General features: G+C 61.8%; 22 protein-coding genes and 1 pseudogene. 9 read left to right on the forward strand and 14 right to left on the reverse strand.

The genetic code is table 11. The features are described from left to right. Both J9892_RS10530 and J9892_RS10535 read left to right on the forward strand, forming a co-directional pair. Positions 1-132: pseudogene (locus J9892_RS10530) on the forward strand (IS4 family transposase); the annotation flags it as partial. 435 nt (positions 133-567) lie between these two features. After that, positions 568-1107, forward strand: a complete 540-nt coding sequence (locus J9892_RS10535) for a gamma carbonic anhydrase family protein (RefSeq protein WP_161470372.1) — start codon at positions 568-570, stop codon at positions 1105-1107. An 81-nt stretch (positions 1108-1188) separates the two neighbouring features. On the opposite strand, the gene polA is transcribed toward J9892_RS10535, so the two are convergent. Further along, positions 1189-3939, reverse strand: a complete 2751-nt coding sequence (gene polA, locus J9892_RS10540) for a DNA polymerase I (protein ID WP_161470371.1) — start codon at positions 3937-3939, stop codon at positions 1189-1191. A 401-nt stretch (positions 3940-4340) separates the two neighbouring features. On the opposite strand from polA, the gene elbB reads away from it, so the two are divergent. Next, entirely contained in the window at positions 4341-4979 is a 639-nt protein-coding gene (gene elbB / locus J9892_RS10545) for an isoprenoid biosynthesis glyoxalase ElbB (protein WP_210538297.1), read from the forward strand. A gap of 72 nt (positions 4980-5051) precedes the next feature. On the opposite strand, the gene J9892_RS10550 is transcribed toward elbB, so the two are convergent. From J9892_RS10550 to J9892_RS10565, 4 genes are all read right to left on the reverse strand, one after another. Continuing rightward, positions 5052-5261 (reverse strand): cell division protein ZapB, encoded by a 210-nt coding sequence (locus tag J9892_RS10550; RefSeq protein ID WP_010672454.1) that lies wholly within the window; start codon positions 5259-5261, stop codon positions 5052-5054. Positions 5262-5482: 221 nt separating this feature from the next. After that, entirely contained in the window at positions 5483-6763 is a 1281-nt protein-coding gene (locus J9892_RS10555; RefSeq protein ID WP_210538298.1) for a hypothetical protein, read from the reverse strand. Between the two features lie 21 nt (positions 6764-6784). Continuing rightward, positions 6785-7564: a serine O-acetyltransferase gene (gene cysE, locus J9892_RS10560; RefSeq protein ID WP_010672452.1), complete on the reverse strand. Its 780-nt coding sequence runs from the start codon at positions 7562-7564 to the stop codon at positions 6785-6787. Positions 7565-7572: 8 nt separating this feature from the next. Beyond that, positions 7573-8484, reverse strand: a complete 912-nt coding sequence (locus tag J9892_RS10565; protein ID WP_043155671.1) for a cation diffusion facilitator family transporter — start codon at positions 8482-8484, stop codon at positions 7573-7575. 87 nt (positions 8485-8571) lie between these two features. Here J9892_RS10565 and J9892_RS10570 point away from each other — a divergent pair, with 87 nt between their 5' ends. From J9892_RS10570 to trmL, 3 genes are all read left to right on the forward strand, one after another. Further along, entirely contained in the window at positions 8572-9267 is a 696-nt protein-coding gene (locus J9892_RS10570; RefSeq protein ID WP_128313985.1) for a response regulator, read from the forward strand. Continuing rightward, a complete protein-coding gene (locus J9892_RS10575; RefSeq protein ID WP_039041147.1) occupies positions 9264-10619 on the forward strand; it encodes an ATP-binding protein in 1356 nt (451 codons plus the stop codon). Before J9892_RS10570 ends, J9892_RS10575 begins: the two co-directional genes overlap by 4 nt. A 70-nt stretch (positions 10620-10689) precedes the next feature. Beyond that, positions 10690-11154 carry a tRNA (uridine(34)/cytosine(34)/5-carboxymethylaminomethyluridine(34)-2'-O)-methyltransferase TrmL gene (gene trmL / locus J9892_RS10580; RefSeq protein ID WP_039041146.1) on the forward strand — a complete coding sequence of 155 codons (465 nt, stop codon included), beginning with the start codon at positions 10690-10692 and terminating at the stop codon, positions 11152-11154. 31 nt (positions 11155-11185) lie between these two features. On the opposite strand, the gene dinF is transcribed toward trmL, so the two are convergent. The 4 genes from dinF to lexA all read right to left on the reverse strand — a co-directional run bounded on the left by dinF (position 11186) and on the right by lexA (position 14653). Next, positions 11186-12556 (reverse strand): MATE family efflux transporter DinF, encoded by a 1371-nt coding sequence (gene dinF / locus J9892_RS10585; RefSeq protein WP_210538299.1) that lies wholly within the window; start codon positions 12554-12556, stop codon positions 11186-11188. 14 nt (positions 12557-12570) lie between these two features. Continuing rightward, on the reverse strand, positions 12571-13197 hold the full coding sequence (locus J9892_RS10590; protein WP_210538300.1) for an SCO family protein: 627 nt from the start codon (positions 13195-13197) through the stop codon (positions 12571-12573). A gap of 190 nt (positions 13198-13387) precedes the next feature. Further along, the gene (locus tag J9892_RS10595; protein ID WP_010672445.1) at positions 13388-13678 is read right to left on the reverse strand and encodes a hypothetical protein; all 291 of its coding nucleotides are present in this window, start codon (positions 13676-13678) and stop codon (positions 13388-13390) included. A 348-nt stretch (positions 13679-14026) separates the two neighbouring features. Continuing rightward, positions 14027-14653, reverse strand: coding sequence for a transcriptional repressor LexA (lexA, locus tag J9892_RS10600; protein WP_010672444.1), 627 nt, complete (start codon positions 14651-14653; stop codon positions 14027-14029). A gap of 204 nt (positions 14654-14857) precedes the next feature. Here lexA and plsB point away from each other — a divergent pair, with 204 nt between their 5' ends. Continuing rightward, the gene (plsB, locus tag J9892_RS10605) at positions 14858-17281 is read left to right on the forward strand and encodes a glycerol-3-phosphate 1-O-acyltransferase PlsB (RefSeq protein WP_010672443.1); all 2424 of its coding nucleotides are present in this window, start codon (positions 14858-14860) and stop codon (positions 17279-17281) included. Between the two features lie 63 nt (positions 17282-17344). Here the strand turns inward: plsB and ubiA are convergent, their stop codons facing one another. Together ubiA and J9892_RS10615 are read right to left on the reverse strand one after the other, a co-directional pair. Beyond that, positions 17345-18208: a 4-hydroxybenzoate octaprenyltransferase gene (gene ubiA / locus J9892_RS10610; protein ID WP_210538301.1), complete on the reverse strand. Its 864-nt coding sequence runs from the start codon at positions 18206-18208 to the stop codon at positions 17345-17347. Beyond that, the gene (locus tag J9892_RS10615) at positions 18205-18756 is read right to left on the reverse strand and encodes a chorismate lyase (RefSeq protein WP_042879173.1); all 552 of its coding nucleotides are present in this window, start codon (positions 18754-18756) and stop codon (positions 18205-18207) included. The genes ubiA and J9892_RS10615 overlap by 4 nt, the downstream gene beginning before the upstream one ends. 145 nt (positions 18757-18901) lie before the next feature. Between J9892_RS10615 and J9892_RS10620 the strand changes: the two genes are divergently transcribed. After that, positions 18902-19333, forward strand: coding sequence for a flagellar basal body-associated FliL family protein (locus J9892_RS10620; protein ID WP_210538302.1), 432 nt, complete (start codon positions 18902-18904; stop codon positions 19331-19333). Positions 19334-19389: 56 nt separating this feature from the next. Continuing rightward, positions 19390-19560, forward strand: coding sequence for a hypothetical protein (locus tag J9892_RS10625; protein ID WP_010672439.1), 171 nt, complete (start codon positions 19390-19392; stop codon positions 19558-19560). 57 nt (positions 19561-19617) lie between these two features. Here J9892_RS10625 and J9892_RS10630 read toward each other — a convergent pair whose 3' ends face one another. The 3 genes from J9892_RS10630 to J9892_RS10635 all read right to left on the reverse strand — a co-directional run bounded on the left by J9892_RS10630 (position 19618) and on the right by J9892_RS10635 (position 21535). Continuing rightward, positions 19618-19956 carry a DUF2799 domain-containing protein gene (locus tag J9892_RS10630; RefSeq protein ID WP_010672438.1) on the reverse strand — a complete coding sequence of 113 codons (339 nt, stop codon included), beginning with the start codon at positions 19954-19956 and terminating at the stop codon, positions 19618-19620. A 168-nt stretch (positions 19957-20124) separates the two neighbouring features. Next, entirely contained in the window at positions 20125-20247 is a 123-nt protein-coding gene (locus J9892_RS25030) for a hypothetical protein (protein ID WP_010672437.1), read from the reverse strand. 265 nt (positions 20248-20512) lie between these two features. Further along, on the reverse strand, positions 20513-21535 hold the full coding sequence (locus J9892_RS10635) for a LacI family DNA-binding transcriptional regulator (RefSeq protein ID WP_041212112.1): 1023 nt from the start codon (positions 21533-21535) through the stop codon (positions 20513-20515). Position 21536 lies beyond the last annotated feature (1 nt).

Raw genomic sequence — 21536 nt, forward strand, 5'->3', positions numbered from 1 at the left:
GCGTGGCAGGAAATAACAGAGAAGTTGGAGTGGGCAATGGTGTATTTATCCAAAAACGGCAAAAAGAGTAGGCAGAGAAAATCCAAGAAAAACAACACGTTAGACGGTATTATTAATTCGCTTGCCGCTTAAGGTTCTGTACATGTTGCTGAATTAACTGCTGCAACTAAAAGTTGCTTTGGTCACTTCATCAGACATTGATATCAAAAATTGTTTTTGATGCTCGATGCTGTGAGTGCCCACACAGATTGCTTGATTCAAATTGTTAAAGAGCGACGCAGCTTTTGGCTGCTGCGGGAGTGGCATTCTACTCAACCGCCTTCTCGAGTCAAGCCTTATTTTTACAGGCTTTTCGAGGCTACCGACCGGGTTGTTTGCGTTGCCGCTTGCCCTGTCGATGGAGGCGCATTATAGGGAGCGAATTCGTTCTGGCAACCCCTCCTCTGCAATAAAATTGCAAAAATCGGCACTTTTTTAGTTATTCATATCCAAGCACAGCTTTTATACAAACTTATCCACAGAAACCGGTGTCGTCTTGCTAGAATGGCCGAAAACAAGGAGGCCAAGATGGACTTGCGACTAAGACCTTACAAGGGAAAGTGCCCGCAACTGGGCAAACGGGTATATGTGGATCCCTGCGCCACCCTGGTGGGGGATATCCAGCTGGGTGACGATGCCAGCATCTGGCCCATGGTGGCCGCCAGAGGGGACGTCAACCATATCCTCATCGGTGCCCGCAGCAATATCCAGGACGGCACAGTGCTGCACCTGACCCGCAAGAGTGCCAGCAACCCCGGCGGCTATCCGCTGCTGATAGGTGAGGATGTCACGGTCGGTCATAAAGCCATGTTGCACGGTTGCACCATAGGCGACCGGGTGCTGGTCGGTATGGGTGCCATCCTGCTGGATGGGGTGATCGTTGAAGACGATGTGATGATCGGGGCAGGCAGCCTGGTGCCACCAGGCAAGCGGCTTGAGGCCGGCTTTCTTTATATGGGCAATCCCGTCAAGCAGGCCCGCCCTCTCAAGCCGGCCGAGATCGCCTTCCTGAAGACCTCGGCCGACAACTATGTGCTGCTCAAGGATGAATACCTGCAAGAAGCCTGATACCCCGCCACCACAAACAGGAAGCCCGGCATGATGCCGGGCTTCTCTGCTTATATAGCTAGCCAATCACTGTGGTCAGGATCAGTGGGCCTGATCCCAGTTGTCACCAGTACCCGCTTCCACGACCAGCGGCACATCCAGTTCGGCCGCACCCGACATCTTCTCCTTGATGAGGGCGATGTACTCTTCCAGCTTCTCTTCGCGGATCTCGAACACCAGTTCATCGTGTACCTGCATCAACATGCGGATCGACTCGTCTTCAATTCCGCGGATCCAGCCATCCACGTTGATCATGGCGCGCTTGATGATGTCGGCAGCGGTGCCCTGCATAGGTGCGTTGATGGCGGCCCGTTCGGCCGCCTTGCGCAGACCGGCGTTGCGGGACTTGATATCCGGCAGATAGAGGCGACGGCCAAACAGGGTTTCGACATAGCCCTGGGCGTCCGCCTGCTGGCGGGTACGCTCCATGTACTCCAGCACACCCGGGTAGCGCTCGAAGTAGAGATCCATGTACTTCTGCGCTTCGGCGCGACCGATCCCCAGCTGCTTGGCCAGACCGAAGGCACTCATGCCATAGATGAGACCAAAGTTGATCGCCTTGGCACTGCGGCGCATGTCGCTGGTCACCGCATCAAGCGCGACCCCGAACACCTCGGCGGCGGTCGCCTTGTGGATGTCCTTGCCCTCGGCGAAGGCGGTCAGCAACCCCTTGTCACCGGAGAGGTGGGCCATGATGCGCAGCTCGATCTGGGAGTAGTCCGCCGCCACCAGCTTGTAACCGGCGCACGGAATGAAGGCCTGCCGAATGCGGCGCCCCTGTTCGTTGCGTACCGGAATGTTCTGCAGGTTGGGATCGGTGGACGAGAGCCGACCGGTCGCCGCCACCGCCTGATGATAGGAGGTGTGTACCCGCCCGGTCTGCGGCTTGATCATCAGCGGCAGCTTGTCGGTGTAGGTGGACTTGAGCTTGGCCAAGCCACGGTGCTCCATCAGCAGTTGCGGCAGCTCATAGGTCTCCGCCAGCTCGGCCAGCACCTCTTCCGCAGTGGATGGCGCTCCCTTGGGGGTCTTTTTGATGATCGGCAGCCCCAGCTTGGTGAAGAGGATTTCACCCAGCTGCTTGGGCGAGGAGAGATTGAACTCCTGCCCGGCCAGCTCATGGGCCTGCTTCTCCAGCTCTGCCAGACGCACTTCGATCTCCTGGCTCTGCTGATGCAGCAGCTTGGGCTCGATGGTGGTACCGAGTCGCTCCATCCGCGCCAGAACCGGCAGCAGCGGCAATTCGATCTCGCTGAATACCTTGGCAAGGCCCGGCTCGGCAGAGAGCTTGCCCCACAGCGCCTGATGCAGACGCAGGGTGATGTCGGCATCTTCCGCCGCGTAAGGAGCAGCCTGCTCCAGTTCGATCTGGTTGAAGGTGAGCTGCTTGACCCCCTTGCCGGCAATGTCCTCGAACGAGATGGTCTCGACGTTCAGATACCTGCGGGCCAGGGAATCCATGTCGTGGCGGCTGGCGGTAGAGTTGAGCACATAGGATTCGAGCATGGTGTCGTAGGCGATACCCTGCAGCTCGATGCCGTGGTTGAGCAGCACATTGCGGTCGTACTTGAGGTTCTGCCCCACCTTGAGACGGGCCGGATCTTCCAGCAGCGGTTTGAGCTTGCCGAGTACCACGGCCTCGGTCAGCTGCACCGGCGCCCCCAGATAGTCGTGGCCGAAGGGCACATAGGCCGCCTTGCCCGGCTCGATGGCAAAGGAGACGCCAACGACCCGCGCTTCCATATAGTCGAGACTGGTGGTCTCGGTGTCGAAGGAAAACAGCGGCGCCGCCTGCAACCGTGCCAACCACTCATCGAATTCGGCCTCATCCAGAATGCAGCGATAGTCGGTTTCGATGGCGGCTACCGGGGTGGCGCCTTCCTCATCACCTGCGGCTTCGCTCTCCTCGCCACCAGACTCCAGTTCTTTGATCAGGTTGCGCAGCTCGTACTCGCGGTAGACCGCCAGCAAAGCCTCCTTGTCGATGGGACCAAGCTGCAGCTCTTCCAGACTCTGCTCCAGCGCCACGTCGGTCTTGATGGTGGCCAGCACGTAGGAGAGGCGCACCTGCTCTTCCTGCTCGCGGAACTTGTCGGCAAACGCCTTGGAGCCGCGGAAGCCGAGCGCCGCCACCTTGTCGAGGTTGGCGGCAATCTCGTCGATGCTGCCTATCCCCTGCAACAGGGCCAGTGCGGTCTTCTCGCCGACACCGGTCATGCCGGGAATGTTGTCCACCTTGTCCCCCATCAGGGCCAGGTAATCGATGATGAGCTCGGGCGGTACGCCGAACTTCTCGATCACCCCTTCCCGATCGGTCTTCACATCCTTCATGGTGTCGATCAGGGTGACATGGTCGGAGACCAGCTGCGCCATGTCCTTGTCGCCGGTGCTGATGAGCACAGGCAACTGTTTCTCGGTCGCCTGACGGGCCAGGGTGCCGATCACGTCGTCGGCCTCCACCCCTTCGACCATCAGGAAGGGGAAACCCATTGCCTTGATCATCTGGTGGATAGGGGCGACCTGGCTGCGCAGATCGTCCGGCATGCTGGCGCGTGTTGCCTTGTATTCGGGATAGATGTCGTCACGGAAGGTCTTGCCCTTGGCGTCGAACACCACGGCCACGTGGCAGTCGGGGTACTGCTTGCGAAGGCTGCGCATCATGTTGGCCATGACACGGACGGCGCCGCTAGGCAAGCCGGTCGAGGTGCGCAGATCGGCCTGCTGCGAGGCAAAGAAGGCGCGGTAAAGATATGAAGATCCGTCGACCAGAATAAGAGGATTGCTAGAGGCCATGAAAATCGTCCTGCCAAGAATAAACAGCCGCTAGGATGCCACAGGGCCCGCACCACACCAAGGGGACTCCCACCATCACCCCGGCGCACCGGTGGGGCATATTGCTGTGGATAACTCTGTGCTCAAAAATGGCACCATTGCATAACGGCCGTGACAAAGCTGTGGATTAAAACAAAAAATATCTTTTAAAACAATATTTTGAGATCATGAAAACTCAACATGACGCACGCATCATGATCTCGATCAATGTGGAAAAAAATTCAAGAGGGGTGCTGAGGCAGGATCCAAAACGAAACAATCCTAGCACAGGGAGATGACTTGACCAGCGGAGGTCGAACGATAACCATACAAAAGTACAACAATCTACCCTGGCTCACATTTTCAACAACGAGGAGTCTGTCATGAAAAAAGTGGCCGTGATCTTGAGTGGTTGTGGCGTGTTTGACGGCGCCGAAATCCACGAGGCCGTCATCAGCCTGCTGGCGCTGGCCCGTCAGGGGGCATCCGTTCAATGCTTCGCCCCCAATGTCCCTCAGCTTCATGTCATCAATCACCTGACCGGCGAGGTCAGCGAGGGAGAGAGCCGCAACGTGCTGGTCGAGGCGGCCCGCATCTGCCGCGGCCAGATCAGGGATGTGGCTGAACTGGATGCAGCCGACTTCGACGCCCTGCTGGTGCCGGGCGGCTTCGGCGCCGCCAAGAACCTGTGTGACTTCGCAGAGTGCCGCATCCAGCCGGATGTGCTGAAGGCCTGCCAGAGCTTTGCCAGAGCCGACAAACCGGCCGCCTACATCTGCATCGCACCGGCCATGATCCCGCTCATCTATGGCGCCGGCACCCTGGCCACCATTGGCAACGACGAGGGCGCCGCCAACGCCATCGAAGCCATGGGTGGCAGTCATCTCGACTGCCCGGTGAGCGAATTCGTGGTGGATCAGGAGCGCAAGGTCATCTCCACTCCTGCCTACATGCTGGCCAACAATATTGTGGAGGCGGCGGACGGCATCGAGAAGACCGTCAAACAGCTGCTGGCACTCTGATTGCCCGGCAGACCAAAACAAGCGGGCCGCTCAAGGAGCGGCCCGCTTTCATTCCGGTCAGTCTAGACGGGATCAGATGGCATCGCCCATCTGGTCCATCTTGCCCAGCAGGGCACGCAGGCGCTCTTGCCAGGCAACGTGCTCGTTGCGCAGTTGGTGGTTTTCGTCTTGCAGCTTGCTGTTCTGCTCTTTCAGCTCGTCCAGCTCCATCTTCAGCAAGGAGATGTTGTCGACGGCGGATTGTACTTTGGATTCGAGTTGCTCAAGGACTTCTAGTGACATATGCATACCTGTATGTTCAATTGCGATGCCCCACAGAGGGCGATTCAAGCGCGTGGAGCCAGCATACCCTGATGCGCTCGGCACAAACAAGCCAGCACGTTGCAAAATGCGCCCTGCGGCCCGGTATTGCTTAAATATGCGTCGGTTTTTCTCGCAGACAGCAGGAACCTCGATCCCGGGCGTCCGCCGTGGCATAACCCGCCCTCCTGCCGATGCCACCATCAGCCATGCAAGGTGATGAAGCCCCCCATCATCAGACAGGCCACGGCGTACATCAACAGGCCGTAGAGCAGGTTCCAGCGCAGCAGCAGCCCGGCGCTCAGGTTGTAGCGGGACGCCAGCGCCAGATTGGAGCCGGAAAGCGGGCTCGTCCCGGTCGCCAGCCCCCACCCCATGAGGAAGCACATGCCAAGCAGGCTGGGATCCGGTGCCAGCGGCCAGAGCAGCGGCGCCACCCCCGAGATGCTGATGAGAGGATGCACGCCCACTATGGCCACCAGGAAGATCAGCAGCAGGGTCAGGCAGGCTTCCAGCCAGCCGAAGTGGTTGAACAGCGGCAGGCCGTGGCCACTGCCAAAGTCCAGTACTGACAGCGCGCTGTTGATGCCAGCCGCCAGCAGGCCGGCCCCCAGAAACAGCACCAGCTGGCCACCGATGGCCGGGAAGCGCTCCACCACCTGGCGCTTGAGAGCAGCCCCTCGCCCCGCTTGCGGCATGAACAGCAAGGCCAGCAAGGGCGCCACCAGGGCGATCACCGCCAGAATGCTGAGTCCGGGCCAGAAACGGTGGATCACCAGCACCAGCAGTGCCAGGGTCACCGGTAGCCCCAGGGTCTGGAGCCGCAGCGGATAACCTTCAAAGGTCTCCACACCGAGTCGCTCTACCTGCCAGGCCGTCAGCCCCATGGCCAGCAAGGCCGCCAGTATGCCAAAAGGCAGTATGCTGCCCAGTTGCAGACCCGGTGCATAGGTGAGGGCCACCGCCATGGCGACGAAGAAGGGGGACCAAAACGCAGCCGCACAGAAGATCCGGCTCAGCACCATGACCTGACGCCGCTCCAGCGTCCCGTTGCGCTCCAGCCGATCGCCGATGATGAAGAGCACCGAAAGATTGATGACGGCCCCCAGCAGATTGAGGCTGGCCATGGTGCTCCACAGCCCCTTGCGACCGGACCAGGAGGCGGTGCCTGTCAAGAGGCCGGAGGTAGCCAGATTGAGGGTGCTCACTGCGGCAAACATGGTCAGCATGTTGATGTTCGGCAAGAGCCAGTCACCTGGGCTGAGGCTGGCCCCCCGCCACCAGGAAAAGAGCAGCAGCAGGAGCGCCGCGCCGTAGAGGGCCAGCGCCTGGCGCCGTGCAGCCCCCACCAGCCAGGGCCAGGTGAGCAGGGAGGCGGCCCAGGCCGCGATGGCGGCGGGCCAGGGGGAGAAGTCCAGATAAAGGTGCAGCAGGTTGAGCAGCCACATCCCCAGGATCAGAAAGCCTGACCAGCGCTTGACCATACAACGGCCTCGGTCAGGGGATCAGAGGCACTGATCCATGTCCAGGGAAGGTTTGTCGCACTCGGGGCGGCCCACAATCCTGGCGGGCACGCCAGCGACCGTGGTGTGAGGCGGCACCGGGTTGATCACCACGCTGCCGGCACCGATCTTGGCACCGACGCCCACCTCGATGTTGCCAAGCACCTTGGCCCCCGCCCCTATCATCACCCCTTCCCGGATTTTGGGGTGACGATCGCCACTCTCCTTGCCGGTCCCCCCCAGAGTCACACTCTGCAGGATGGAGACGTCGTTCTCGATGACGGCGGTTTCCCCGACCACGATACCGGTGGCATGGTCAAACATGATGCCCTTGCCGATGCGGGCGGCCGGGTGTACATCCACGCCGAACACCACGGAGATCTGGTTTTGCAGATAGAGCGCCAGGGCACGGCGTCCCTGACGCCACAGCCAGTTGGCCACCCGATACCCCTGAAGAGCATGGAATCCCTTGAGGTAGAGCAGCGGGGTGGAGAAGAGGTCGACCGCCGGGTCGCGATCCTGCACCGCGCAGATGTCGGCGGCCACTGCGGCCAGCAGCTCGGGTTCGCTGCGCAGGGCCAGCTCGATCACTTCCCGCAAGGCGATGGCAGGCATGGTGGTGCTGTCGAGCTTGTTGGCGAGCTGGAAGCTCAGCGCCGAGCGCAAATCCCGGTGATTGAGAATGGTGGAATGAAAGAAGCTGGCCAGCATGGGCTCCTGGGCCGCCATGCTCTGCGCTTCCTGCTGAATTTTTTGCCAGGTTCTGGCAACCAGATCATCCATGTTGCAGCCTACTGTTGTTCAGGGTGAGTGCTTTGTCGTTCTTTTGTCAGCACCGAGATGGGGTCCATGTGAATGATCACATCCATCCGCTCGAAGGCCTGGCGGACGGCCAGTTCAGCCTCGTCGGCTATCTGATGGGCCCTGACCAGAGGCAGTTGATCATCGAGTTCCAGATGCAACTGCACGAAACGGGTCGGCCCGGATTGGCGGGTACGCAGGTCATGTACGCCATGCACCCCCTCTACGGCGCAGCAGAGGGCCATTATTCTCGCTTGTTCCTCCTCTGGCAACTGACGATCGAGCAGGGCCTGCACCGATTCGTAGCCGATATGGACAGCCCCCCACACCAGGAACAGACCGATCAGAATGGCAAACAGGCCGTCGGCCCAGTACCATCCCTGCCCCGCCAGCACCAGTGCCACCAGCACGCCGCCATTGAGCAGCAGGTCGGAACGGTAGTGCAGCATGTCGGCCTTGATGGCCACACTGTTGGTCTTGCGGATGACAAAGCCCTGGAAGCTCACCAGCAGCAGGGTCAGCACGATGGAGCCGACACTGACCCAGATCCCCGCCTCCAGGCGCACCACGGGCACCTGATTCAGCATCGACGAGATGCCGTGCATCACCAGCAGCAGGGCGGACCCCGAGATGAAGGCCGACTGCACCAGACCCGCCAGGGACTCCGCCTTGCCGTGGCCGAAACGATGCTCTTCGTCGGCAGGGGCCAGCGCATAACGGATGGCCAGCAGATTGATGAGAGAGGCGCTGATGTCCATGAAGGAATCGGTCAGGGATGCCAGCAGGCTGGATGAATCCGTCATCAGCCAGGCGATCAGTTTGCCCAGGATGAGCAGGGTGGCGGTGGTCACAGCGGCCATGCTGGCCAGGGTGACCCAGCGGGAATAGTGTTGGTGGCTCAAAACCGGCTTTCCTCCGACGCGTAAAAACTTATTATACCCTGACCCGGACGTCAGTTTGGCGTGCAAAATCAACAGAGTGACTCCCAGATGAACAAAATACTCCTGGTCGACGACGATCTCGAACTGACCCAGCTGCTCACCGAAATCCTGACCCTGGAGGGGTTTGAGGTCACCGTCGCCGAGGATGGGGAAGAGGGATTGCTGCGACTGGCAGAACAGGCATTCGACCTGGTGCTGCTGGACGTCATGATGCCCAGACTCAACGGTTTCGCGATGCTGACCCGGCTGCGCAAGACCCACGACACCCCGGTGTTGATGCTGACCGCCCGTGGCGACAGCCAGGATCGGGTCAACGGGCTGGAGGCCGGTGCCGACGACTATCTCGCCAAGCCGTTCGACGACAGGGAGCTGCTGGCCCGGGTGCGCGCCATCCTGCGTCGAACCCAGAGCCAGGCTCCCCAGCGGGGCGGCAGCTCGGAAGAGGTGCGCTTCATGGATCTGGTGCTGCAGCCCGGCCTGCAACAGGCTCGCTGCGACGATCAGTTGCTGGAGCTCACTGCCACCGAGTTCGGCCTGCTGGAGTGCCTGCTGCGCAATCCGGGCCAGATCGTCAGCAAGGGCCTGCTCTCCGAGCAGGTGCTGGGCAAGAAGCTCGAACCCTTCGATCGGGCCATCGACATGCACCTGAGCAACCTGCGCAAGAAGCTGCCGGAGCGGGCTGACGGCCAGCCCCGCTTCAAGACGGTGCGGGGACGAGGCTACCTGTGGCTGGAGCAGGCATGAAATCGGCCCGCACCTTCAACGGCCTTTCCACCCAGATCTTCCTCTGGTTCTGGTTCATCCTGCTGCTGGTCGTGGCCGCGGTGGTAATCCTCCCCACCCTGGACCCCCGCAACATCATCCCGCTGCCGGCCCACGAGATCACCCGTCTCAACAACAACCTGGCGGCGCTGCAACGGGGCGCGGATCCCGAGCAGGATTTCGATCTGGCCAAGGCCATCGATGCCGCGGGCCTCTTGCCGGTGGACAACATCTATCTACGCGATGCCAAGGGGCAGATGCAGTCCAGCACCCGGCTGAGCAAGTTCGTGATCCGTTTCATGCTCGACTCGGACAACCCGGCCAAGCCCATGCTGGGCAGCGAGCACCAGCGCGCCATTGCCGGCCCCTTCCAGATGGTCCATCACGGCCAGACCTATCACGTCTATTTCGGTCTGAACGTCGAAAACTCCTACCTGTTCCTCTTCATCCAGATCCTGGATCACCCCATCCAGATCCTGGGCATCGCCATGCTGGTCAGCACCCCGCTCTGTCTGTTGCTCGCCTGGCGCCTGACCCGCCCCATACTGCAGTTGCAGCAGTCGGTCTCCCAACTCGCCCAGGGCAACCTGGAAATACAGATCCCCAACCTGGGTCGGCGCGACGAGATAGGCCAGCTGGCCGAACATGTCAGTCGCATGGTCGACACCCTCAAGGACATGATCCAGAAGCAGAAGCAGCTGCTCTCCGACATCTCCCACGAGCTGCGCAGCCCCCTGACCCGCATCCAGCTCGCACAGGCGCTGATCCGCCGCAAGCAGGGGGACAGCGCCGAGCTGGCGCGCATCGAAGGGGAGATAGCCCGGCTCGACAAGCTGATTGGGGATCTGCTGGATCTGTCGCGGGTGCAGCAACATGTGGAAGCGCCGGTGACGCTGCCCCTGGCGGAGCTGCTGGAGCCCATCCTGGACGATGCCATGTTCGAGGCAAACCAGAACGGCAAACAGCTCAGGCTCCCTTCCCTGCCCGCCGAATCCCTCACCATGTGGCCGGAGCTGCTGGCGCGCGCCCTGGAAAACCCGCTGCGCAACGCCCTCAAGTATGCCCGCGAGTTCATCAAGGTGGACTGGTACCGGGAGGGACGGGAGTGGGTGATGACCATACGGGATGACGGCCCGGGCGTGCCGGTGGAGCAGCAGCCCCGGTTGTTCCTGCCCTTCTTTCGGGTGGACGATGCCCGCAACGCCAAGACCGGGGGCACTGGTCTCGGCCTTGCCATCGCCGCCGAGGCGATCCAGCGTCATGGGGGGACCATCCGGGCCAGCAGCAATCAGCCGACCGGACTGGTCATCACCATCCGCCTGCCCATGCCCTGACCTCCCCCTTTTCATCGACACGGGGGCTGGGTATGCTGGCGCCCGTTTCGCACCAGCCCAGGATCCTTCCATGCTCGATATCGTGCTCTACCAACCGGAAATCCCCCCCAACACCGGCAACATCATTCGCCTCTGCGCCAATACCGGCTACCGGTTGCACCTGATAGAGCCCCTGGGGTTCGAGTGGGATGACAAACGGGTCAAGCGGGCCGGGCTCGACTATCACGAGTTTGCCGACGTCAAGCGCTGGCCTGACTATGAGGCGTTTCTGGCGGCCGTCGCCCCCCAACGGGTCTTTGCCTGCACCACCAAGGGACGCACCGCCCACTCGGCGGCCCGGTTTGCCCCCGGTGACGCCCTGCTGTTCGGGCCCGAGAGCCGAGGCCTGCCCATGGAGATCATCGAGAGCCTGCCATTCGAGCAGCGGCTGCGCATTCCCATGCTGCCCCAGAGCCGCAGCATGAATCTGGCCAACGCCGTCGCGGTGTTCGTCTACGAGAGCTGGCGACAATTCGACTATTCAGGCTCGCTCTGACCGCTGACGATATTGGCAAGGCGGCCAGGATTCAGACTGACTGCGCCGTCCCCTGCCCCGCCAGCAGCCGTCCATCACGCTCCAGTCGCCAGCAGAGCCAGCCCAGCGTCAGGCCACGACCTGCCATCAGGGCACTCATGGCGGCCCACAGGGCCGCCACACCCCATCCCTGGCAGAGCCACCAGATGGGAAAGAAGCCGGCAAACACCGCCACCAGCATGCTGTTGCGCATCTCCCGGGCCCGGGTGGCGCCGATAAAGACCCCGTCCAGCAGGAAGCACCAGACCGCCAGCAGCGGCATGGCCACCAGCCAGGGGAGCTGACGTTGCGCCTCGGCGATCACCGCCGGTATGTCGGTAATGTGGCGGATGAGCCAGTAGCCCCCCAGGGAAAACGAGAGGGTGAATGCCAGGGCGATCAGCAGCGCCCAGCCCAGATTGAGGACGATGGCCTCTCGCAGCAGCGGCCTATCACGCCGCCCGATGGCGCGCCCTACCATGGCTTCCACCGCATAGGCAAATCCATCCAGCCCGTAGGAAATCAGCATCAGGAAATTGAGCAGCACCGCATTGGCGGCCACCGCCACATCCCCCAGCCTGGCCCCCTGCAGAGTCATGAACACGAAGCAGAGTTGCAGGCAGAGGGAGCGGATGAAAATATCCCGGTTCAGGGCGAGCAGCCGCAGCAGGGCCGGCCACTGGCGCCAGCGCTGCCAGGCGTTGTGCCACACCCCGGGATCAAGTCGGCGCAGATGCCGGCTCACCAGCCAGAACCCCACCCCGAGCGTGCTGTAATCCGCCAACAGGGAGGCAATTGCCACCCCTTTCACCTGCCAGCCCAATCCCAGCACGAACCAGGCATCCAGCACCATGTTGACGAGATTGCCCAGGATCAGCAGCAGCATGGGACTGCGTGCATCCTGCATGCCCAGCAACCACCCCATGATGACCAGATTGCACAAGGCCGCCGGGGCGCTCCAGACCCGCACCGACACATATTGACCGGCATAGGTCTGTACCTCGGAAGAGCCGCCGCCGAGGGCGATGATGGCAGGCAGGAACGGCAACAACAGGAGCAACAGCACCATGCCCAGTCCGATCGCCAAGCCCAGGGCCCGCGCCAGGGTGTCGAGCTGCCCTTCGGCATGGGCTGCACCCTGAGCCTGGGCGGTCAGCCCTGTGGTGGACATGCGCAGGAAGCCAAGCAACCAGAACAGCAGATTGATGAAGGTCGCACCGACCGAGACGCCGCCGAGAAACCAGGCCTGGCCAAGATGACCGATCACCCAGGTGTCCACCAACCCCAGCAAGGGCGTGGTGACGTTGGAGAACACCATGGGCAGGGCCAGGACGAAGACGGCCCTGTGGCGGCGAGGATCCTTCAGCCAGGCGGGAATCAGCATGGTGCGCGCCGGGCTCACTCGCCAGCCAGCTGCACGATGCGCGCGAAGTCGGCCACCATGGCCTGCATGTCCACGTGGGGCACCTCACCCGGTGCCACTTTGGGTCGGAAGGTGGCCACCAGCTTCCCCTCGGGGTTGATCAGCACGATGGAGGCGGAGTGGTCGATCAGGTAGTCCTTGCGATCCCCTTCCACGATGGAATAGACCAGCCCCAGATTGCGGACCAGAGGAAAGAGGGCACTGTGAGGTGCGGTCGCCGCCTTGAACTCGGGCTCGAAGAAGGCGGTATAGCTCTTCAGGCGGGCGCTGTCATCCCGCTGGGGATCCGCCGAGATGAATACCACCTGGCTAGTGGGGGCTATCTTCTTCAACGCCGGATAGACGCTGCGCAGATCCGCCAGCGTGGTCGGACAGACATCCGGGCAGTAGGTGTAGCCGATGAACAGAAAGCTCCAGTGTCCCGTCAGGTTGGCAGGGGTAAAGGGCTGTGCATCCGCATCCGTGAGGGTAAACGGGTTGATGTCTCGCCCCGCCGGATAGTAATCGGCCTGTTCCGGCACCGCGGGCTGACTCCAGTAATAAGCCGCCGCAATGGCGCCGATGAACAGCAACAGCAGCAGGTAAAAGCGTGGTTTAACCATATAAAACAAAGCCTTGCTTATGTTAGAAGCCCTAGGGGCAAAACCGGTAGGGGTCATTGTAACCCGCCCGCCCCCGCCGCTGGCTAGTCTTGCATCCCGGCGGGAAAGCGTCTGTGCCATGGATCAGCCGCATCGGCGCCAAAACAAGAGCCCCGCTCTGGCGGGGCTCTTGTCTGTACAGGAAGAGGGATCAGGGCCGCAGCCTGTGCTGCGGCTGGGCGCGTCTAAGGGGGACGCGCAGCGGGATGACGGGGGCAGTCCAGGGCTCATCCGGCAATCCGATGTCGTGATGACGGCGAAACAGACGAACCAGGCGGACAATCTTGTCTTTGGGGCACCCAAGCCAGATGGTCCAACCATCTCCCTTGTGATAGACCCAGAGCGCATAGAACCATGTCATCCGACTGCCCTTGATGAATCGGGTGATGGAAGATGCGGGCGCTGCGGCCGGCACCGGATCCCACGGCGAGCTTGAAGCCATACCTGTCCTCCTTGCTCAACAGGTCACGCTGACGGGTCTCTTTGTCCCCAACGACGAACCAACCACGGCAGCGTACTGACTGTACGAGTCCCCAGTCTGAGGCGACTCTCCCTTCTGCGCACCGACCCGGTGATCATGCATCCCTGCCATGGCGTACTGCCCGGTGCGACTCCCCCTTCCCTGATCACCGACCATGACAGGGGCCTTATCAAAGGATATATCCGAAATGCATGTCGTGCGGCGAGACTGTGCACAGGAAGGAGAAGCGAAAAGGTGGGGAGGAAATGCCATCGGCAGATGAAAATTGAAGAGGCCTCCCGCAGGAGGCCTCTTCATCGCATCGGATGCTTACATCCAGTCGGCGTTGCGAATCACGCCGACCGCCAGGCCCTCTATGGTGAGGTGCTGACTGGCGAGATCCACCTCGATGGGGGAGAGCTCTTCGTTTTCCGGCAGCAGCCACACCTGGCTGCCCTTGCGCTGGAAGCGCTTGACGGTGACGTCCTCGTCCAGACGTGCCACCACGACCTGGCCGTTGCGTACCTCCTGGGTCTTGTGTACCGCCAGCAGGTCCCCGTCCATGATGCCGATGTTCTTCATGCTCATGCCCTGCACCCGCAGCAGAAAGTCTGCCCGCGGGTGGAACAGGGCGGGATCCACCTGGTAATGGCTCTCGATGTGTTCCTGGGCCAGGATGGGTTCCCCGGCCGCCACCTTGCCGATCAGTGGCAGGCCGTTTTCTTCAGGCTGCACGTCCTCTTCTTCGAGCAGCAGACGAATGCCGCGGGACGTACCCGGCATGATCTCGATGACCCCTTTTTTGGCCAGGGCCTTCAGATGTTCTTCGGCCGCGTTGGCCGACTTGAAGCCAAGCTTCTGGGCAATCTCGGCGCGAGTCGGCGGCATGCCGGTCTCGTTCATGTTCGCCTTGATGAGCTCGAGTACTTCAGCCTGGCGAGGGGTAAGGGGTTTCATAGCATGGGCACCTGTCTTTTTATACAGCACACTGGCAGTATATACAGTGCTGGGGCCAAGGCAAGGCGCAACTGGCATTTGTCGCGACCCGACGCACATTTGTCCCTCCCCCCGCCCTGAAGTGCCGACTCATCGTACCTCTCGGCGACAAGCAGTCGGTGATTTGCTATGCTCACGCCGCATTTTTTTGGAGAGCAGACGCACATGTCCCTTGGACAGAAGATTTCCAGAGCCATCCTGCAATGGCCGGTCAGCGGCTTGGTCAATCACAAGAGCCTGCCGGAAAACCCCATCACCGAGCTCAAGCTGGATCCGGCCAGACCCATCGTCTATGCCCTGAAGACCAGCTCGATCACCGACCTGATGACCCTGCAACAGTGCTGCGAGGATCTCGGCCTGCCCGGCCCCTTCACGCCGCTGGAACTGAACGGTCAGCTGCTGCCACGCTACGTCTGTCTGGATCGTCCGCCTCCCCTGTTCGGCACGCGCAACAAGCCGCTCCCCTTCCTGCAGGAGTTCCACCAGCTGCTGGACCTGCACAAGCAGGATCCGGCGCTGGACATCCAGGTAGTACCCGTCACCCTGTTCTGGGGCCGCGCCCCGGGCCGGGAAGGCGAGGAGGCCTCCGGCTGGAACATCATCAGCAGCCTGGCGCCAAACCGCCTGAAGAAGGCGCTGATCGTGATCCTGAAAGGGCGCGAGAACCTGGTGCGCTTCTCCCCGCCCCTCTCTCTGCGCTACATGGCGGACAAGCACGGCACCGACGAGGCCATCGCCCACAAGCTGGCGCGGGTGGCCCGCACCCACTTCAGCCGCCAGCAGCTGGCCGCCACCGGGCCCAAGCTGCCGAACCGCAACCTGCTGTTCAAGCAACTGCTGGATTCGAGCGTGATCCAGCAGGCCATCGAGGAGGAGGCCAGACGGGAAGGGATCAGCCTGGAGAAGGCACAAAAGCGCGCCCACGGCTACATGGACGAGATCGCCTCCAATTTCTCCTATCGGTTGATCCGCCTTGGCGAAAGCTTCCTCGGCTGGCTGTGGAACAAGCTCTATCGCGGCCTCTCGGTCAACGGAGCAGAGCAGGTGCGTCAGCTGGCCCAGGAAGGGCACGAGATCGTCTACGTCCCCTGCCATCGCAGCCACATGGATTACCTGCTGCTCTCCTACGTCATCTACCACCAGGGCATGGTGCCGCCCCACATCGCGGCGGGCATCAACCTCAACTTCTGGCCGGCAGGCCCCATCTTCCGCCACGGCGGCGCCTTCTTCATCCGCCGCACCTTCAAGGGCAATCCGCTCTACAGCACGGTATTCCGGGAGTACCTCAACCTGCTGTTCGCCAAGGGCTATTCGGTGGAGTTCTTCACCGAGGGCGGGCGTTCGCGTACGGGTCGCCTGCTGCCCCCCAAGACCGGCATGCTGGCCATGACCCTGCAGGCCATGATGCGCGGGCTGGACAGGCCGGTGACCCTGGTCCCCGTCTACCTCGGCTACGAGCACGTGATGGAGGTGAACACCTACCACAACGAACTCAAGGGGAGCCGCAAGGAGAAGGAGAGCTTCCTGCAGGTGCTCGGCATCCTGCGCAAGCTGCGCAACTATGGCCGTGGCTTCGTCAATTTCGGCGAGCCGCTGACCCTCAACAGCTACCTCGGCGAACATGTACCCACCTGGAAGGAGAGCATCGGCCGGGAGGAACGTCCCGAGTGGATGGCCTCCACCGTCAACCAGTTGGCCGAGCTGCTGATGACCCGCATCAACGATGCCGCCGCCGTCAACGGCCTGACCCTGAGTGCCCTGGCCCTGCTGGCCGCCGAGCGCCACGCCCTGACCCGGGACGAACTCCAGGCCCAGCTCAACACCTATCTGGACCTGCTCAAGCAGGTGCCCTACAGCCCGCACAGCACCATGCCGGACGAGGACGCCAGGACCCTGCTGGAGCAGGCGATGGAGCTCAACAAGTTCGAGGTGAGCGAGGACAAGCTGGGCCAGATCATCAGCCTGGACCGCTATCAGGCGATCCTGCTCACCTACTACCGCAACAACATACTGCACCTGTTCGCCATGCCCTCCCTGGTGGCGGCCCTGATCGAGCGGTGCGAGGGGATCTCCCGCAGCGAGATCGTCGCCCGCTGTGTCGACATCTACCCCCTGCTCAAGACCGAACTCTTCCTGCGCTATGAAGAGGACGAGCTGCCGGAGCTGATCGATGCCCTGCTGGCCGAGCTGTTACGCCAGCAACTGGTCGAGGCACGCGACGGCGGCTACTGGGTCAACCCCGGCAACCAGATGCGCCTGCTGCTCTTGGCCGAAAGCATTCAGGAGACCCTGCAACGCTACGCCATCGTGCTGACCCGCATGCTGGCCCAACCCCACATCGAGGCGGAGCAACTGGAAGCGGACGGCCTGATGATGGCGGAGCGCCTCGGCACCCTGCACGGCATCAACGCCCCCGAGTTCTTCGACCAGAAGCTGTTCAGCACCCTGATCCACACCCTGCGCAGCGAAGGCTATCTGGATCCGGGCTGCAAACCGGATCTCGGCCGCTTCCAGGCATTGGCCGACAACATAGTGCCGCTGCTCAGCAACAAAATCCGCCGCACCATCCAGGCGGGCAACCGGCTCTGAGGCGTCGACACCCAACAAAAAGGCCGCATCATGCGGCCTTTTTTCATCAAGGAAGGGGGCGGGTTAGAGGTAGTGAACCATCACCCCGAGCAGCACCAGCGTCCCCACGTAGTTGTTGTTGAGGAAGGCCTGGAAGCAGGCCTCCCGCTGCCGCTCCCGGATCAGTCGCTGCTGGTAGACGAACAGCGCCGCCGCCCCCAGCAGTCCCCAGTAATAACCGGATCCCAGCCCCATCAGCTGCCCGACCCCCAGCAGGATCAGCAGGGTCGCCAGTTGCAGCGCGCCGATGATCCGCTTGTCGTGGCGGCCGAACAGGATGGCGCTCGATTTCAGCCCCAGCTTAAGGTCATCGTCCCGGTCCACCATGGCGTACTCGGTGTCATAGGCGATGGTCCACAGCAAATTGGCAAGAAACAACAGCCAGGCTTCCGGCGGCAGGGCATTGGCCTGAGCCGCGTAGGCCATGGGAATGGACCAGGAGAAGGCCATGCCGAGCACCAGTTGAGGGATGGGGATGAAGCGCTTCATGAAGGGGTAGCAGACTGCCAGCAGCAGGCCGGCAAAGGACAGGCTGATGGTGAGCGGGTTCAACGTCAGCACCAGGGCGAACGAGAGAAGCGCCAGCACGGCGAACAGCACCAGCACTTCCCGCTCGGCGACCCGCCCCATGGGCAGCGGTCGTCCAGCGGTGCGTTTCACATGACCGTCGAAGTTGCGATCCGCATAGTCATTGATGACACAGCCGGCGGAGCGCATCAGAAAAACGCCCACCACGAACACGGTCAGGATCCAGGGGTCAGGCAGGCCACCAGCCGCCAGACAGAGCGCCCACAGAGTCGGCCACAGCAGCAGCAGGGTACCGATGGGCTTGTCGATGCGGGCCAACTGCGCATAGGCCAGTCCCCGCTCCTTGGTTAACAGCTTCACTCCAGCTCCTTATCCGATGGCAACGAATGAGACGATAGCGAGGGCAGGAAAAGTTCATGGACCAGCAGTGGCCATTGCCCCAGAAACAGGCGGGAACGACGCCCCCAGACGGTGGCGGCCGGACACCAGGGATTGCTCGCTATCTCGAAACAGGCCAGTTGCAGGTGATCCCGCCGCGCCGGTGCCTCACCGAAAATGCGCTCTCCCAGCGGCTGCTCTCCCAGATCCTGCAAACCGCCCCCCTGCAAGGCCGCTTCGGCAAACAGGGTCCAACCCAGGATGGCAGGCCCGCCATCACCGTGCAGGATCACCTCGCGGCACATGCCCACGGGGGCCGACACCGCCACCAGCGCCTGCTCGTCCACCGTCAGCGACACGGCGCGATTGCCGAGCAGTTGCACCGAGAGATGATGATTGTAACGACGCAGGCGCCGGGTCATGGAATCGGCCTCCAGCAACCAGGGACGCAGCGCCTCGGGCGGTTCGCACTCTGCAGGCGCCCGCCACGGGACGAGCTGGACGAGGGGAACAGTCAACTCGGACTTCACAGCTTCACCATCCGGAGATTTCCGTTGTCAGGTTAAAAACCGGTTTATTATCCGTAAATCAATGGCGAATTGTAAGAACATCCGTGCTTGACGGCCCCGATGGCAGCATCAAAAATGGGGCATCCGTCGCTGCCGAGCCATCCAGATGAAGATCATCAGAATTCTGCTGCTGTCCCTGGGATGTACCCTCTTGAATACACAGGCCTTCGCCAATGAGGAAGAGGCCACCGATCCCGCCTCCTCCGCCGTCCAGCCAGGATTCGCCTATCACGCTCTGGATCCGGACATCATCACCAACTACCTTGGCGACGGCAAAACCCTCGGCTATGTACGGGTGACGGTAGAGCTGATGGCCACGGACGCTACCGACCTCAAGTTGCTGGAGCAGCACGACCCCCTGATCCGCGACGCCATCATCCGGCTGATTGGCAGCAAGACGGGCGCACAGATCAAGTCCCTGGTGAACCGGGAAGAGCTGCGCAAGGAGTGTGAGGCCAAGGTCAACGAGCTGCTGGTCAAGGAGACGGGCAAGAAGGCGGTCCGCGAGCTCATCTTCACCAAATACCTGTACCAGTAACCACACCGGGAGGGGTCCTGCCCCTCTCACCCGTTGCATTCACTGTCGAGGACGTCATGGGTCACAAGACGCTGTGTGAGTGGCGCCGTCACGAGATCCCCGCCGATCTCAAGACGCTGCGCAAGATTGTGCGCAAACCCAAATTCGTGTGTGGCAAGTGTGCCCGCAGCGCCAATGACAAGGATTACCTGTGCCAGCCGCTGCGGCTGAAGCATAAAGAAGGGTAGGTCCCTCTTCTCACGAAGAGGTTCACGCAATATTTCAGAAGAGAGAGGAAGGCTGATTTATTGATCAGTCCAGCCATGGCGACCCTGTTCAAACAGGCGACGGGCCTGCACGTCGTTGGGACAGACGCCGCGATACTCCTCTCCCGACCGTCCTGCCAGATAGAGATGCTCGGGTCGGCAATACCAGGCCAGCCCCTTCTGGCGACCCAGCTCCCAAAGGGCAACGTCCACTTTTTCCCCGCACTGGGTCTGGTGAAATGCCACCCGATCGCCAGCAAAACCGAGCTTGCCGTCCGCCTCTCCCACGTCGCTCCACACCTTCTCGCAAGGGTCGTCGGAGTTGGAAACACAGCCCCCGAGCAGGGCGGCACAAAACATGATGACGAGTGAGCGCATATTCATCCTTGGCGTCGTTGGAATCGTTGTTGAGCCGCTGCCTGCCTCGTACAGCGTCATTTGAGCAGTTCATTCTAACCAGCCCGCCCCGTTCTCACCAAGGGCTGCCCCCCTCGCCACACAAAAAATCGGGCGGGCACCAGGCCCGCCCTCAGGCGTTACAGGGAATCACTGATCGTCGAGAGGGTCATAGTCCTGCCAACTCTCGTCATCCAGCTCCTCCAGCTCGTCTTCCCAGGATTCCGGCTCCCAGTCATCATCGAGATCGAAATCAGGCGTCTGCGTACCCATGCTCATTCTCCTTGGATAGTGCACCGGCCTACAAAGTCTATCCAGAATAATGGGGCTCGCCAGTGGTTCCGCTCAGAGCTTAACCAGGGTGCAGCCAGCCACCTGGAGTCATGGCTCCGGTGGCATCCACGCTCTGATCCAACCCGGTGATTGACCGGGCGAACACGTCGGCTGGCAGTTCCCGCGCAGGGCGACGGTGCACCGACCGGGTCTTCGGTCACAACGCCTTGAACATGCTTGCCTCGCCCTGTCGTGGCATCGCTCGTCAGGTGCTCTGACGCTTTTGCAATTGAAAATCCAGGGCGAGGCTCATGCCGGCCACCTCCTCGCCCGCCAGCTGACGCAGGATCAGCTCCGCCGCCTCCCTGCCCATCTGGTGATAGGGGATCCTGACCGAAGTCAGCGCAGGATGACAGGCGCGCGCCACATCCAGATCGTCGAAACCGGCGATGGCGAGCTTGCCCGGCACGCTCAGATGGCGGCGCTGGCATTCGAACAGCACCCCGGCCGCCAGCTCGTCGTTGACGCAGATCAGCGCATCCAGTTCGGGCCAGCGCAGCAGAAACTCCCCCAGCATGGCCGCCCCCGTGCTAAAACTCGGCAGCTCAGAGGTATTGATGATGGCGTCCGGGGAGAGGTAGTTGTCCAGCAGCGCCTTCTGCCAGCCCTGCATGCGCTGCTGCAGCATCCACTGCTCCTGGCGGGCACAGAGAAAGCCGATGTTGCGATGACCGCGCTCGATGAGGTGGCGGGTCAGCTGATAACCGGCATCGAAGTTGGAGACCCCGACGTTCATGTCGATGGGATGGCGCGCCATGGCTCCCACCTCCACCACCGGCAAGCGAGCCGCCTGCAGGCGCTGCCGGATGACCTCCCCGGGATCCCCCCCAAACAACACCACGGCGGCCGGATTGTGCTGCAGGAAATTGCTGAGCAGGCTGGCCTCCTGCTGCTTCAGGTGCTGGGCATCCCCCAGCATGATCTGATAGCCCTCGGCGAGCAGGGTCTGCTGCAGCCCGGCAATCATGTCACCGCAGGCGCGCTCCGCCAGGCTGGGGACGATGACCACTATGGTCTGGGAAGTGGCGGAAGCCAGCGCCCCCGCCGCCCGATTGGGGATATAGCCGAGTTCATCCACCGCCGCCTCGATGCGCTCGCGCATCTTGTCGGACACCAGCTCGGGGGTGCGCAGGGCGCGCGACACCGTCATGGCTCCCACGCCAGCCAACTGGGCCACGTCGTTGAGGGTCACCCGACCCGTGCTGCGGCGTTTTTTCGCTTCTGACATC

The organism is Aeromonas sp. Prich7-2, assembly GCF_017939255.1.
Lineage (GTDB): Bacteria > Pseudomonadota > Gammaproteobacteria > Enterobacterales > Aeromonadaceae > Aeromonas > Aeromonas caviae.

What these genes read in the sequence shown, in the direction of transcription:
- J9892_RS10635 (WP_041212112.1), bottom strand. Translation starts at nt 21,535, where the DNA reads ATGTCAGAAGCGAAAAAACGCCGCAGCACGGGTCGGGTGACCCTCAAC.
- cysE (WP_010672452.1), bottom strand. Translation starts at nt 7,564, where the DNA reads ATGGATGATCTGGTTGCCAGAACCTGGCAAAAAATTCAGCAGGAAGCG.
- polA (WP_161470371.1), bottom strand. Translation starts at nt 3,939, where the DNA reads ATGGCCTCTAGCAATCCTCTTATTCTGGTCGACGGATCTTCATATCTT.
- J9892_RS10590 (WP_210538300.1), bottom strand. Translation starts at nt 13,197, where the DNA reads ATGGTTAAACCACGCTTTTACCTGCTGCTGTTGCTGTTCATCGGCGCC.
- dinF (WP_210538299.1), bottom strand. Translation starts at nt 12,556, where the DNA reads ATGCTGATTCCCGCCTGGCTGAAGGATCCTCGCCGCCACAGGGCCGTC.
- J9892_RS25030 (WP_010672437.1), bottom strand. Translation starts at nt 20,247, where the DNA reads ATGGGTACGCAGACGCCTGATTTCGATCTCGATGATGACTGGGAGCCG.
- elbB (WP_210538297.1), top strand. Translation starts at nt 4,341, where the DNA reads ATGAAAAAAGTGGCCGTGATCTTGAGTGGTTGTGGCGTGTTTGACGGC.
- J9892_RS10630 (WP_010672438.1), bottom strand. Translation starts at nt 19,956, where the DNA reads ATGCGCTCACTCGTCATCATGTTTTGTGCCGCCCTGCTCGGGGGCTGT.
- trmL (WP_039041146.1), top strand. Translation starts at nt 10,690, where the DNA reads ATGCTCGATATCGTGCTCTACCAACCGGAAATCCCCCCCAACACCGGC.
- J9892_RS10620 (WP_210538302.1), top strand. Translation starts at nt 18,902, where the DNA reads ATGAAGATCATCAGAATTCTGCTGCTGTCCCTGGGATGTACCCTCTTG.
- J9892_RS10625 (WP_010672439.1), top strand. Translation starts at nt 19,390, where the DNA reads ATGGGTCACAAGACGCTGTGTGAGTGGCGCCGTCACGAGATCCCCGCC.
- lexA (WP_010672444.1), bottom strand. Translation starts at nt 14,653, where the DNA reads ATGAAACCCCTTACCCCTCGCCAGGCTGAAGTACTCGAGCTCATCAAG.
- J9892_RS10535 (WP_161470372.1), top strand. Translation starts at nt 568, where the DNA reads ATGGACTTGCGACTAAGACCTTACAAGGGAAAGTGCCCGCAACTGGGC.
- J9892_RS10570 (WP_128313985.1), top strand. Translation starts at nt 8,572, where the DNA reads ATGAACAAAATACTCCTGGTCGACGACGATCTCGAACTGACCCAGCTG.
- J9892_RS10555 (WP_210538298.1), bottom strand. Translation starts at nt 6,763, where the DNA reads ATGGTCAAGCGCTGGTCAGGCTTTCTGATCCTGGGGATGTGGCTGCTC.
- J9892_RS10575 (WP_039041147.1), top strand. Translation starts at nt 9,264, where the DNA reads ATGAAATCGGCCCGCACCTTCAACGGCCTTTCCACCCAGATCTTCCTC.
- J9892_RS10550 (WP_010672454.1), bottom strand. Translation starts at nt 5,261, where the DNA reads ATGTCACTAGAAGTCCTTGAGCAACTCGAATCCAAAGTACAATCCGCC.
- plsB (WP_010672443.1), top strand. Translation starts at nt 14,858, where the DNA reads ATGTCCCTTGGACAGAAGATTTCCAGAGCCATCCTGCAATGGCCGGTC.
- J9892_RS10595 (WP_010672445.1), bottom strand. Translation starts at nt 13,678, where the DNA reads ATGGCTTCAAGCTCGCCGTGGGATCCGGTGCCGGCCGCAGCGCCCGCA.